Genomic DNA, 13,380 nt, shown 5'->3' with positions numbered 1-13,380 from the left:
TGCCCTGAATTCCTTAATCTGTACTGACACAAGACGTCAGTTTTATTAGGTCATTACATAGCGCGAATTATTCAGCGCGCTACACTTCAATCTTTCGATGCAGCGGTTAACTACCTGCCTGCGCGGCTGCAATCAGTTCATCAGTCAGCACAAGCTTGGCTCGCGACATATCCTGAAAGCTCAAATAAACTTCAGCTTCTTCATCTTCAAGATCAAGATGAACAGCATTTTCCTCAACACCAAGCAACCGCCCGGTAAAGCGTTTGCGTCCATCTACTGTTACCGCCATTTCGATCTTCGCATGAAAACCGGAAAAGCGATCAAAGTCGGACAGCCTCGTCAAGGGACGGTCAATACCCGGAGAGCTGATTTCCAAACGGAACGCACCCGTAATCGGGTCTTCCACTTCCAGAATAGCTTCTACCGCGCGACTTATATCCGAACAATTTTCCACAGTCATGATCTGCTTGAGGTCACTGTGCTCGGCCATAATCTGCAGAGTTTTTTGCTCTTCACCGCCCATAATCATAACACGAACAATATCAAAGCCCATAGAGGCCAGAGTCGGTGCAATAAGTTGCTCGACCTGAGCGGCTTTTCCTTCGCTTGTTTTGGCAAGAAGAGGCATTGAACCTCCGGTAGCAATTGACAAAAACTGTCTCCGTCCGACTGACCTACAAACCTGTTTCAGGAATATCTCCTCACAGGCAGCAGATTTCAGATACAAAAAATGGGCCCTCAGGCCCGCCGTAAAACTTCTATGTAGCGGGCTACAACTAGCTGCATCCCGGGCGCACTTTACCTCCAGCCCCCAATCAGTGCAAGCGCTTTTCTAGGCAAGTGAAGTTTGTCACAAATAGACCCGCGATAACAACACACTAGGCGTTAATTAAGCTGCTCAACACTTCCTGATTAAACCCTGTCATTGCGGCGAAACCGCAGATACCCCGGCTTCAGCCCTTTTTTCAGAGCCTTTTCTTCATATCGGGTCTGCGGCCAGTCTTCTGTTCGCCTGTCCCAGTCAGCGGGACCTTCCGCTATCCAGGTAAAATCCGGATGAGGCACGGTACGTTCCAGCATCCACTGCAAATACCCCATATCATCCGTAGCCATCCGGAACTCGCCGCCATCAACCATCAACTCAGCAAGCCGATCAAGCGTTTCTTTTTGTATGAAACGGCGTTTGTTATGGCGTGCCTTATGCCATGGATCAGGAAAGAGTAAAAAGACCTTGCTCAGGCAATTGTCCGGCAGGAAAGGCAGAAGATCACGGACATCGCCACGATAAATACGCACATTATCTGCACCATTTTCATCCAGATGCCCCAGCAAAGAGGCAACACCATTAATGAAATATTCTGCGCCGATAATATTGGCATCAGGATTATGTGCAGCCTGCCAGGCAAGATGTTCACCGCCACCGAACCCGACTTCAAGCCACACCGGGTCATTTGACCCGGCAAAAGCCTGAGAAAGATCAAGCTTTTTTCCCTCCGGTATTTCCTCAAGAGAAATACGGATTTTCGGAAAGACTGTCTCGACCAGTTCGGTCGCCTTCTTTCGCAGAGGGCGACCCTGTCGTCGACCATAGAACGTACTACGCTTAACAGGATCGCTCATCTCACGTCTCTACGAATACTGCTTAAAGATTAAAAGCAGACTTGAGGTCGTCAACCAGACTCAGGCGCTCCCACGAGAAGCCTCCATCATCTTCCGGGCGACGGCCAAAATGGCCATAGGCCGCTGTGCGGGCATAAATTGGCTTGTTCAAACCAAGATGCTGGCGAATTCCCCGTGGTGACAGATTCATAATATCCATCAGAACCGCAGGGAGCTTCTGCTCGTCAACTTCACCCGTCCCATGGGTATTCACATACAGCGACAAAGGCTTGGAAACACCAATGGCATAAGAAACCTGGATTGTGCAGCGCTCGGCCAGGCCGGCACCGACAACATTTTTCGCCAGATACCGCGCAGCATAAGCCGCAGAACGGTCAACCTTGGTCGGATCTTTACCAGAGAAGGCACCGCCACCATGGGGCGCAGCACCACCATAGGTATCAACAATGATTTTACGCCCAGTCAAGCCAGCATCCCCGTCTGGACCACCGATAACAAAACGCCCGGTCGGGTTAACGTAAAATTCGTCTTCGGGGCACATCCAGCCTTCTGGGATTTCCTTTACAACATGACGGCGGACAATCTCGCGGATTTCATCCTGCGAAACACCTTCAGCATGCTGAGTGGAAACCACAATAGACGTCGCCCGAACCGGCTTGCCATCAACATATTCCAGCGTAACCTGGCTTTTGGCATCAGGGCCAAGTCCTGGCTCTTCCCCGGAATGGCGCACTTCAGCGAGAGACCGCAGAATGTTGTGGGAATAGAAAATCGGAGCCGGCATAAAGGCTTCGGTTTCCCGGCAGGCGTAACCAAACATAATGCCCTGGTCACCCGCGCCTTCGTCCTTGTTACCCGCAGAGTCTACGCCCTGGGCAATATCAACTGACTGTTCATGGATGAAGTTTTGCACGGCCATATTCTGCCAGTGAAAACCTTCTTGCTCATAACCGATTTCACGAACTGCCTGACGCGCCACCTCTTCGATGACCTCAGGGGTAACAGCCGCAGGGCCACGAACTTCCCCTGCCAGAACGATACGGTTTGTAGTAGCCAGTGTTTCGACCGCAATCCTGGATTCAGGATCATGGGAAAGATACAGGTCAACAATAGAATCGGATACACGATCACAGACTTTGTCCGGATGCCCTTCAGACACGGACTCGCTTGTGAAAAGATAGCTGCCAAGTCGCACGACAACCCCCTCACTAAATATATGTAAATACAAAAACAGGACACCGGATTAAATAATGCGACCCATGTCCCATTCGCTAAAACGCGATCAGACATGCCTGATCACGCCCGAGAGCGCAACGGAAAAACACCCCCACTACCCAGAATGGAGGTGTTTTTTCAAACTATCTTTGCCTGAAAGGGGGGTAATTAAGCCCCCGCAGCCTCATTTGCTGAAGCTTCGGCAGCAGTACCCAGGGCTTTGGTCATCTCGAACAGGCGTTTGCGCACTTGGGGATCAATAATCTTGTAATAAGCACGAACCAGTTCAAGAGTTTCACGCTTGGCCATCGGGTCGGCTTCATGCACAAAAGTCTCGATCTTCTCTTCACTCATCTCCCGCAGACGAACCGGAGACTGCGAAGCAACCTCATCAGGCATATCGGCAAAGAAATACCCCACAGGCACTTCCAGCACTCGGGCAAGGTCATATAGACGACTTGCACCAACACGGTTCGCACCACGTTCGTATTTTTGCACCTGCTGAAAGGTTAGGCCGATTGCTTCGCCCAGTTTTTCCTGGCTCATACCCAGGAGTGTACGACGTAAACGCACGCGGCTTCCAACGTGAACATCAACGGGATTTGGTTTTCCCTTGCCGCGTACCGGTTCCTTTTCTTGAACTAGACCCATTATACAACTCTCTCTTTTTTGCAGACACAAGCGACCATCTATACGAGTATCATGATGCATACCATCGTATGCAGTCAACTCTTTTTCTGCAAAAAAGAATAATTAGTTACGATTCGGTGATCTCCAGCGTCTGATTACCAATGGTAGCAACAAAGCGGCAAACAGAAAAAAGACCGAAAAATTGCCGACTCGAGAAAATACAGTCCGTTTGAGGGTTTTTACGGGCAAACCACTGTCAACAATCCCTCTCTCTCCCAAATCGACACTTTCAACTATTCTTCCATATGCATCGATCGAAGCCGAGACTCCGGTATTTGCCACGCGAATGACCGGCAGACCTTCCTCAACAGCTCTGAGTTGTGCCATCCCCAGATGTTGATAGGGCCCACTGGTAATCCCGAACCAGCCATCATTGGTGAGATTCAAAATCCAGTCGGGCCGGTTCTCGTCATCAACCACAGCACCAGGGAATATAATTTCATAACAAACCAGGGGACTTACCGGTGGCAACCCCGGCAAGGTCAGCGTGCGGGGACCGGGACCCGGCGTAAAATCAGATTGTCCGACAGTCAGCTTGGCAAAACGGAAAAGAAAATTAAAAGGCACATATTCCCCAAAGGGGACCAGGTGAAACTTGTCATAGGTAGCAACAATCTCACCCCGCCGATCCAGCGCGTGGATCGCATTTTTAAAACGGCGCTCTACCCCTCCTTCATCAGGCAAATTCACCTCTTCGATGCGTGGCGCACCCGTCAAAAGAAAACCGCCCGGCGGCACGACACGAGAGATAACCGTGCGCAGGTCCTTATCGGAAGAAAGCAGGAAGGGCACCGCCGTTTCAGGCCAGATCACATGCGAAACTTCCTTGAAGCCCTCCCCGGCAGAAAGTCCCATCTGCTGAACTATATGATCTCCCCGCTGCTCCGGCTTCCATTTATCTGCCTGATTGATATTCGGTTGCACCAGCCGCAAGGTGATATCGGGAACAAAAGCTTCCGGACCAGCCGGGGCCATAGAAAGACGCAAAGCCCCGCCACTCCAGGCTACCAACGGCAGAAGCAGGGCAATAAAGACGAATGTAACCCGACGGGAAAGTTCGGCCAGCCTCAATGATTTTTCATCAAAAAGAACCGCGGGAGCTGCTGCAGCCAAGAGGGTGATAACACTTAGCCCCCAGACCCCTGTCACACTTGCCAGCTGCAACATAGCATCTGAGAAGGTCCAGACAGCCCCAAGCAAATTCCAGGGAAACCCGGTGAAAATCCAGGACCTGAGCCACTCGACACACAGCCAGATCGCCACAAAGGCAATCACCTGCTCCACACCCCGGCTTTTGCTTCTCGCCAAAAGATAGGTAACCAACCCGTGGAACAGCCCCATACCGACTGCCAGGGCCACAATGGCAAAGGGCATAATCCAGGCGTGACGCGCAGTGTTGACCAGAAAAGCCGCGCCAACCCAGTAAAGCCCCACAGCAAAATGCCCGGCACCAAAAGCCCAGCCCAACAGGGCAGCTTTCTTTGGGCTCTCAGCGCCCCTGAGCAACCAGAGCAAGCCACTAAATGCAGGAAGCAAAAGCGGAATCAGAAAAAGCGGCGCGAAAGCCGTCGCCGAAGCAGTTCCCAGAACCAGAGCCAGGAAATAGCGGCGCCAACCTGCCAGTGCCTGAATTCTTGCGCTCAGGCCGTACAGGCCTGCCAACCCCCGGGCAAAAATCATATCAGGGCTATTCCTCTGCTGTTTCTCCGGCAGAAACCGGGCCACTTTTCCAAATACGCAAACGTTTGATCCGCCGGGGATCCGCTTCCATGACCTCAAAGCTGATCCCGGTCTCTTCATGCAGAATCAATTCACCCCGTGCCGGTATCCGATCCGCCAGCCAGAAAACCAGCCCGCCAAGTGTATCGATATCTTCTTCACGCTCTTGATCCGTCAGGATATTTCCAATTTTTTCTTCAAGATCAACGATCTCGCAACGGGCATCAGCAATAATCGACCCGTCGGGACGGGGATAAAACCGCGGCCCCTCGTTTGTATCGTGCTCGTCTTCGATCTCGCCGACGATTTCCTCAACCAGATCTTCAATCGTGACAAGACCATCAATCCCGCCAAATTCGTCAACAATCAGCGCCATATGAAGCCGGGACATTCGCATCTCGAGCAACAGATCAATCGCCCGCATGGACGGGGCAATGATCAGAACCCGACGTACAATACTGGAAAGGTTCGGGTTTCGTGTTCCTTTTGAATACTCAAGCACGTCCTTGATATGAACCATCCCGACCACATCATCCAGGGTTCCGCGATAAACCGGGAGACGTGAATGACCTGCCGCACTCATGACATCGATCAGCGCGTTGATCGGCGTCTCAATATCTACGGAAATAATATCAGCGCGTGGAACCATAACATCCGAACAGGCAAGATGGCGGAGCTTGAGGATATTACCAAGCATCATCCGCTCATCCGCCCCAATCGGGGTCGCAGATTCTGTCTCCCCTTCACTCTCTTCTATTTCGCCGATGATCTCTTCTATGGTTTCCCGCAAAGATGAATCACCATTCTTGAAACCGAAAGTACGGCTTACCCAGTTGCGGAAGCCACCGTTCGAACTTGTCTCCGAACCCTGGCCACGCACAGGTTTTCCGTTACCTGATATCTCACTCATCTATTGCTCTACTCTGAGGGGATCGTGTCTCGAACATATAAGGATCAGCAATGCCAAGCCTGCCGAGGATATCCACCTCCAGCCCTTCCATTTCAATGGCTTCGTCTTCAGACAGATGATCATACCCCAGCAAGTGCAATACGCCATGCACCAGCAAATGGGTAAAGTGATCTTCCAGCCTCTTAGATTGGTCGCGCGCTTCCCGGATCAAGGTCTCGCGGGACAAAACAATATCCCCGAGCGACAACACTCCGCGCTGTAATGCCAAGGCCTCCTCATCCGGATCATCAAGCGCTGCAAAGGAAAGCACATTGGTTGCCTTGTCTTTTCCACGATAATTGCGGTTCAGAACCTGAACAGAACAATCATCAGACAGAACAACAGACAATTCTGCACTGCCAATTTTACTTGTTGCTACACTGCTCGCCTCAGCAGAAAACCCACCGAGAACATAAGCAGCCATAACAGCACGATGAACAAGCGGGCGATAGTGTGGCAGATCACCTGCCCAGGACGGGTCTTCCAGTTTGATCCCGATATCAATTCCGGTAAAAATACTGTCGTGATCCTCATCCTGATCAGCACAGCTTTCGAGGTCAGGCACCGGTATATCTCCGCAACAAGCGCTGCAGGGAGGAAACATCACCCATCAAAAAAGTCTCTTTCTTTAACGTCACCAGTCTTTTCTCTCGTGTCGTAAGCCCGGACAATCTTTGTCACCAGCTTGTGACGAACAATATCGGCATGAGCAAACTGGACAAAGGCAACCTCATCAAGATTGGCAAGCGTCTCTGAGGCATCCCGCAGTCCTGAGGGCTGTCCTTTGGGCAAGTCAACCTGGGAGAGATCCCCGGTAACAACCATCCGGCTGTTTTCACCCAACCGCGTCAAAAACATTTTCATCTGAACAGGCGTGGTGTTCTGGGCTTCATCCAAAATAACAAAGGCATTGGAGAGGGTCCGCCCTCGCATAAAGGCCAGAGGGGCGATCTCGATCTCACCATGTTCCAGGCGACTACTCACCTGATCCGATGGCAACATGTCGTGCAAAGCATCATAGAGAGGCCTGAGATAGGGATCCACTTTGTCTTTCATGTCTCCGGGCAGAAAACCCAACCGCTCCCCGGCCTCAACTGCCGGACGGGAGAGAATGATCCGCTCGACTTCTCCGCTGAGAAGCAAGGAAACACCGTAGGCAACAGCCATATAGGTTTTACCTGTCCCCGCCGGACCAACACCGAAAACCAATTCATGACGCTGCATGGCCTTAATATAGGCAGCCTGCCCCGGTGATCGTGGGTTCAAGCGACGTTTGCGGGTTATAATTGCCAGTTCGTCGCCATGCGTAGACTCGACGGCCTTTTCGGTCTCTTCAACGTCAGGCGTCATCTGCGCCATACGAACCACTGCATCAACGTCACCACCGCCCACCTCAAGCCCTTTCTGCAAGCGCTCATAAAGCGCCTTCAGGACGACACGGGCTGTCGCTACGGAGTCCTTGTCACCACTAATCGAAACCTGATTGCCTCTGGAGGCGAGACTGACTCCCAATTGCTGTTCTAGCTGGAGCAGGTGCTGGTCATGCTCCCCGTAGAGCATGGGAAGTAGACTGTTGTCGGCGAATTCCAGATGTTTATTCTGCCTGGGATCGCGGCTAGATTGTCCGTTGCGAGCTCTGGAAATCAAATGCGTACCTCCATTCCGGTTCCTGTCAAATTAGCGGCCTGCGCCCCTACACTCTCATAGTCACCTGTTACAACCGTTCCGGTCAATGAGTTTGGATTGGCAGTTTCGATTTTTACATCAACAACTTGTCCCATCAGACGTTCTGGAGCCTTCACAAAGACTGACTGCATGTAAGGACTGCGGCCTCCCAGCTGGTTTTCCGCCCGCCCCTTACGCTCCAGAAGAACTGAAAGTGTTTTCCCGACTGTTCCCTGATTAAATGCCAGATGCTGGGCACTCAGGAGCTCTTGCAACATTGCAAGGCGTCTTGATTTGACATCCTCGGGAACCTGGGCCTCGATACCTGCAGCCGGGGTTCCGGGGCGGGGGCTGTATTTGAAGGAATAGGATTGGGCGTAGCTGACATCTGTCACCAGACGCAGAGTATCGGCAAAATCCTGATCCGTTTCGCCGGGGAAGCCCACGATAAAATCAGAAGAAAGAGAAAGGCCCGGCACCGCTGTACGCAGCTTGTCTATAATCCCTCGATACTTATCTGCAGTATGCTTGCGGTTCATCATCTCCAGTATGCGGTCTGAACCACTCTGGATCGGCAAATGCATATAAGGCATCAAGGACACCAGATCAGCATGGGTGGCAATCAGCTCATCATCCATATCATTCGGATGAGAGGTGGTATAGCGCAGCCTGCCCAGACCATCGATCTCGGCAAGCTCTCTTAACAAACGGCCAAGTTTCCAGTTACTGCCATCAGGGGCCTCGCCATGGAAGCCATTAACATTTTGCCCCAGCAAAGTAATCTCGCGGGTTCCATTCGCAACCAGTCGCCGGGCTTCCTCAAGAATGGAGGCAACAGGCCTGGAAAACTCGGCACCACGCGTATAGGGCACGACACAAAAGGTACAAAATTTGTCACAGCCTTCCTGCACCGACAGGAAAGCAGCAGGTCCTTGATGGTTGCTTTCTTCGGGCAGAAAGTCGAACTTTGACTCAACAGGGAAATCTGTATCGGAAATGCCACGCCCACTGGTATTACCCAGAGCCTGCGTCACCATTTCCGGCAATCGATGATAGGTCTGGGGCCCAAACACCATATCAACCTGCTTGACCCGGCGCAGAATTTCCTCCCCCTCGGCCTGGGCAACACAACCAGCCACACCGATCAGCATGCGCTCGCCCGCAGCTTCACGCTTGTCTTTCATCCGGCGCAGCAAGCCGAGTTCGGAAAACACCTTCTCCGAAGCCTTTTCACGAATATGGCAGGTATTGAGGATCACCATGTCAGCACCCTCGGGGCTATCCACGGTTTTGTATCCCAGGGGGGTCAACACATCTGTCATCCGAACAGTGTCATAGACGTTCATCTGACAGCCATAGGTCTTGATATAAAGTTTTTTTGCCACCAATGTTACCATTCAGCCTGGTGTTACACGACTGTCGGTACCTGGTGCAGCGCGCAACACTTCGTTTAGATTACCACTTGTTCGGATCAGAAGCTATGCGTAACCGCTGCCCTGTCAGGGCACTGGATACACCCCGGGAAACAGCCGCGTGACAGTGCACTGCCAGGTCTTTCCGGTTTGCAAAGGCACTTACCTCTACCGGCTCAAGAAACTCGACCTCAACAGTCAGGGTTCCCATGGCCAGTGCATGCCATAAATGGCCCGGCAGCTCCATATCCCCATACCAAGCATAGAAAGGTCGCCACAACCGGCCCATCGGCATACCATCCAAACGGGTGTATGTAATGGAGATTGGCTGAACCAGCAAGGGTCTATCGTCCCCCAGGATCTGGGCAACAGAAAACAGCGCCGATTTAAAGGGGAGCACACGCTGACCATCACTGGAAGTTCCCTCGGGAAAAAGGATCAAGTCCCTCCCCTCCCCGAGTTTGCGCAACATGTCATCCCGGTTCTCTCCGGCCTTGTGACGGCGACGCTGGATAAAGACAGTACCGGACAGTTTTGCCAGAAGCCCGAAGAGCGGCCAGCCGCTTACTTCTGATTTTGCAACAAAGTGCCCGTCAATCAGACTTCCCAGCACCGAAATGTCCAAATATGAGACATGATTGGATACAAAAAGGGTTGGCCGACGCGTACTCCGCTTCCCGTGGACAATGACCTGAACTCCTGTCAAATGACAGCTTGCCTTGTGATACCAGAGAGGCAGTTTGTAGCGACCAGGAAGACGGAGCAGCAGCAATAGCGCCTGCAATGGAATCAGACTGAAAGTGAAAACGACATAGGCGAAAAGCCGCCGCGTCGCCCTGAACCCTGATCCCAAGCCCGAAGCAACAGCGATATCGGACATGTCAGTTCACCTGATCCGCAGCACCTTCGGCTTCACGACGGTAATGGTTATAATATTTGTCGGTCACATTGCTGGTCTCAACAATTACGCAGACATCCGTTGTGCCAAATTGCTCGTCAACAACAGCGCCGTCGCCAATAACACCACCCAGCCTGAGATACCCCTTGATCAAAGGAGGTAAAGTCCTCAGCGCCTGGCGGGGATCCAGATCCTGGGCCGGCAACAGATCCATTGAGACATATCGCTCTGGCAAGGCCCGGGGACAAATCTCCGGATCGGCAAGGTGATTGTGATAAAGATAGGAAAGAGGGAGTTTCAGATCTGTCGGATCGGTTCCCTCCAGACTCGCACAGCCAAACATATATTTTACATCATAGGCAAAAACATACTGGGCAATGCCACGCCACAGCAGCTGCATTGTCGAACCCCGGCGATAATCCATGCTGATACAGGACCGCCCGAGCTCAAGAACCTCGCCGGGAAAATCCAGTAGCTTGCCAATATCGAACTCGTCTATGGAATAAAATTGCCCACGAGCCGCTGCACCGGCCCGGCGCATCACCCGATAGGTACCCACAACTGCATCAGGCCCTGAGCCGCATTCATTATCAAAGACCAGCAGGTGATCACAGAAGGGGTCAAAACTGTCAAAGTCTCTTTCGGCCGCCCGCATCTCTTCAGTCGGACGCGCGGACATCTCGTTGTAGAAAATATTGTAGCGCAGATTTTGGGCAGCCAGAATTTCTCGCTCGGTTTCTGCCAAACGAATGGTCAGAGACCCAGCAGTAACATCAACGGGTCGCACTAATTCCTCGAGCATGTCCCATTTCTTTCATGGTTCAAATTATACATTGCAAGGACCATGACAGATAATTGTGTCTATTTTATTTCGCGACAGCCCTCGCGCACAGCATACAGTTCCAACCGATGATCGACCAGCCGATAACCAAGCTTTGATGCCATCTTACTCAGAAGTTCATGAATTTCCACATCAGAAAATTCAACAACTTCACCGGAATTGACGTCTATCAGGTGATCATGATCCTGCTCGGTGACTTCCTCATAACGGGCGCGCCCGTCTCCGAAATCATGCCGCTCAAGAATATTGGCCTCTTCAAACAACTTTACTGTTCGGTAGACTGTCGCGATCGAGATCTTGGAATCAAGATTCGAAGCCCTCTGATAGACTTGTTCCACATCCGGGTGATCTGTAGAATCTGACAGAACCCGCGCAATAACCTTACGCTGCTCCGTCATCTTCAAACCTTTTTCAGCGCAAAGAACTTCCAGTTTTGATGTCATGGGAACCCAAGATGTCGTAATTTTTGAATAATTCTAAATTACATAAAAAAGCGCTACTCGGCAAACACCCAGCAGCGCTTTTTTCAAGAAAAATGCATCGCGAACGATTTATTTATCACTAGACCGGTTAGACCGGGTACCAAGCCCAATCTGCTTGGCCAGGGAACTGCGCTGTTTGGCATAATTCGGTGCCACCATAGGATAGTCCTGCGGCAGCCCCCAACGTTCCCGATATTCTTCCGGTGTCATGTTGTAAGCGGTCTTCAGATGACGTTTCAACATTTTGAGCTTTTTACCGTCTTCAAGGCAGATGATAAATTCCGGTGTGATCGATTTTTTAATCGAAATTGCTGGCATTGGCCGCTCCGGCTCTTTCCGTTCTTCATCACCCAACGACACAAGAGTGCTGTGAACTTCGCGGATTAGTTGCGGTAAATCAGCCATAGCAACAGAATTATTGGTAACATGCGCAGCCACAAGCCGTGTTGTCAGCTCCACAAGTTCCATTGAGGATTTATCTTCAGACATCGTATGACTGTTCTTTCCAGATCTAAGGTTGTCTTGGTTTTTTACGCAATTACTGTGCGTCGAATAACTTGTCACCTAGCGAATTAAAGTCATTTACCTGAAATTACAAGGGAGAAATCCAACTATTTATTGTGATTTAAATCATATTTTAAAAAAAATGGCTAAAATCAGAAATTTTCAAGTTGCATGACAAGTGCATCTACAGATTTTCCGCCCTCGCGCTGATAATATTTGGGGCGACGACCAATTTCGGTAAACCCTGAGCTCAAATAGAGTGAAATAGCCGGGTAATTATCTGCCGCAACTTCCAGAAAAAAATTACATACTTCCTGTTGACTTGCCTCTTGCAACATTTCAGCAATCAAAAGGCGAGAAATGCCCTTTCGACGCCACTGCAGATCAACACAAAACGTCAGTATCTCTGCCTCATCCAACGATTTTTGCCATACAACAAAACCGACAGGAACTTTTCCAACACAATAAATCAGCCCCCTGCTGGTCGGCAAGTCAAGTATTCGTGCAAATGAATCCCGACTCCAGCTCCCCTCTCCGAAACTGCTCTGATGGAGCAACGACAAGACTTCAGCGTGGGATGCCTCTATCCCCAGCATTTCGCCCGGGACAACGTCCCCTGCGGATAGAGACTGTTTCCCCGGCACCTCAATTTCCTGCCGAATGATTTTTGGGCAGTGATACATCCGGAGCACGCAGATAAAGCGGCTGAAGCCGCTGAGATTTCTGTTTGAACAGCTCTTTTTCCAAGGCCAGCAATAAAAGGCAGGACGCATCCGCCCGAGGAAGCGCACTGGAAATTGTATAGTCGATATTTGCCTTTGAGAGGAACTCCTCCGCCTGTTCTATAGCATCACCAACCAGGAGATGCTTCCCGGCGGGCAAACTCGAGGCCAGCTGGTCCGGGCTTACAGCAAAAGGTGCCGTCAGGGGTTTCAGCTCCGGTGTGAAACACTGGACAAACAGCTCTGCCCTTTTTGCGTCCAACAAGACCGTCAAACTCTCCACTGCGCTCTTCTCCTCAGCTGGAGCTGCGCGCGCCAAAACCTCAAAATTGTTTACCCCGACCAGAGGTTTGTCACAGGCAAGAGCAAACCCCTGTGCCGCGGCCAACCCGATCCTGACCCCGGTAAAACCGCCCGGCCCAGTGGTAACCGCAAAACCCGCCATGTCCGACAGGTCGAGACCCGTATCCGAAAGCACGTCATTGATCATGGGCAACAGGCGCTCTGATTGACCACGTCGCATTTCCTCCAGCCGGGAAGCCAGGACCACTCCTGCTCTTACAATGGCCACAGAACAGGAAGAACCCGCTGTATCCAGTCCTAGGAAAATAGAATCATCTGCACACATGATTGGTAAACATCATTCTGTTAGTTTAAAACCTG

General features: G+C 51.3%; 15 protein-coding genes. All 15 read right to left on the bottom strand.

Annotated features, from left to right (window positions below; translation table 11 throughout):
- Positions 1-106: 106 nt before the first annotated feature.
- Positions 107-628 carry a ribosome maturation factor RimP gene (rimP, locus tag B152_RS0101255; RefSeq protein WP_020590556.1) on the bottom strand — a complete coding sequence of 174 codons (522 nt, stop codon included), beginning with the start codon at positions 626-628 and terminating at the stop codon, positions 107-109.
- A gap of 284 nt (positions 629-912) precedes the next feature.
- Positions 913-1,620 carry a tRNA (guanosine(46)-N7)-methyltransferase TrmB gene (trmB, locus tag B152_RS0101250; protein WP_020590555.1) on the bottom strand — a complete coding sequence of 236 codons (708 nt, stop codon included), beginning with the start codon at positions 1,618-1,620 and terminating at the stop codon, positions 913-915.
- A gap of 22 nt (positions 1,621-1,642) precedes the next feature.
- On the bottom strand, positions 1,643-2,815 hold the full coding sequence (gene metK / locus B152_RS0101245; protein ID WP_020590554.1) for a methionine adenosyltransferase: 1,173 nt from the start codon (positions 2,813-2,815) through the stop codon (positions 1,643-1,645).
- A gap of 188 nt (positions 2,816-3,003) precedes the next feature.
- Positions 3,004-3,486: a helix-turn-helix domain-containing protein gene (locus B152_RS22035; protein ID WP_020590553.1), complete on the bottom strand. Its 483-nt coding sequence runs from the start codon at positions 3,484-3,486 to the stop codon at positions 3,004-3,006.
- Between the two features lie 102 nt (positions 3,487-3,588).
- Complete coding sequence (lnt, locus tag B152_RS22030; protein ID WP_020590552.1) at positions 3,589-5,205, bottom strand: apolipoprotein N-acyltransferase; 1,617 nt, start codon at positions 5,203-5,205, stop codon at positions 3,589-3,591.
- Between the two features lie 7 nt (positions 5,206-5,212).
- Positions 5,213-6,154 carry a hemolysin family protein gene (locus tag B152_RS0101230; protein ID WP_020590551.1) on the bottom strand — a complete coding sequence of 314 codons (942 nt, stop codon included), beginning with the start codon at positions 6,152-6,154 and terminating at the stop codon, positions 5,213-5,215.
- Positions 6,147-6,710: an rRNA maturation RNase YbeY gene (gene ybeY / locus B152_RS22025; RefSeq protein ID WP_425402020.1), complete on the bottom strand. Its 564-nt coding sequence runs from the start codon at positions 6,708-6,710 to the stop codon at positions 6,147-6,149. The genes B152_RS0101230 and ybeY overlap by 8 nt, the downstream gene beginning before the upstream one ends.
- An 86-nt stretch (positions 6,711-6,796) precedes the next feature.
- Positions 6,797-7,840, bottom strand: a complete 1,044-nt coding sequence (locus tag B152_RS0101220) for a PhoH family protein (RefSeq protein WP_026261175.1) — start codon at positions 7,838-7,840, stop codon at positions 6,797-6,799.
- Positions 7,837-9,255 (bottom strand): tRNA (N6-isopentenyl adenosine(37)-C2)-methylthiotransferase MiaB, encoded by a 1,419-nt coding sequence (gene miaB / locus B152_RS0101215; RefSeq protein WP_020590548.1) that lies wholly within the window; start codon positions 9,253-9,255, stop codon positions 7,837-7,839. Before miaB ends, B152_RS0101220 begins: the two co-directional genes overlap by 4 nt.
- A gap of 58 nt (positions 9,256-9,313) precedes the next feature.
- Positions 9,314-10,150 (bottom strand): lysophospholipid acyltransferase family protein, encoded by an 837-nt coding sequence (locus tag B152_RS0101210; protein WP_020590547.1) that lies wholly within the window; start codon positions 10,148-10,150, stop codon positions 9,314-9,316.
- 1 nt (position 10,151) lies between these two features.
- Entirely contained in the window at positions 10,152-10,970 is an 819-nt protein-coding gene (locus B152_RS0101205; protein WP_020590546.1) for a GNAT family N-acetyltransferase, read from the bottom strand.
- 59 nt (positions 10,971-11,029) lie between these two features.
- Positions 11,030-11,452: a Fur family transcriptional regulator gene (locus B152_RS0101200; protein WP_020590545.1), complete on the bottom strand. Its 423-nt coding sequence runs from the start codon at positions 11,450-11,452 to the stop codon at positions 11,030-11,032.
- Positions 11,453-11,560: 108 nt separating this feature from the next.
- A complete protein-coding gene (locus B152_RS0101195; RefSeq protein WP_020590544.1) occupies positions 11,561-11,980 on the bottom strand; it encodes a Ros/MucR family transcriptional regulator in 420 nt (139 codons plus the stop codon).
- Positions 11,981-12,147: 167 nt separating this feature from the next.
- The gene (gene rimI, locus B152_RS22020; RefSeq protein ID WP_020590543.1) at positions 12,148-12,639 is read right to left on the bottom strand and encodes a ribosomal protein S18-alanine N-acetyltransferase; all 492 of its coding nucleotides are present in this window, start codon (positions 12,637-12,639) and stop codon (positions 12,148-12,150) included.
- Between the two features lies 1 nt (position 12,640).
- A complete protein-coding gene (gene tsaB, locus B152_RS22015; RefSeq protein ID WP_020590542.1) occupies positions 12,641-13,345 on the bottom strand; it encodes a tRNA (adenosine(37)-N6)-threonylcarbamoyltransferase complex dimerization subunit type 1 TsaB in 705 nt (234 codons plus the stop codon).
- Positions 13,346-13,380: the final 35 nt, after the last annotated feature.

Origin of the sequence: Kiloniella laminariae DSM 19542 (assembly GCF_000374005.1) — a bacterium.
GTDB classification, from domain to species: Bacteria; Pseudomonadota; Alphaproteobacteria; order Kiloniellales; family Kiloniellaceae; genus Kiloniella; species Kiloniella laminariae.
Note: the sequence above shows the minus strand (reverse complement) of the source record. Positions and strands in the feature narration are given on the sequence as shown.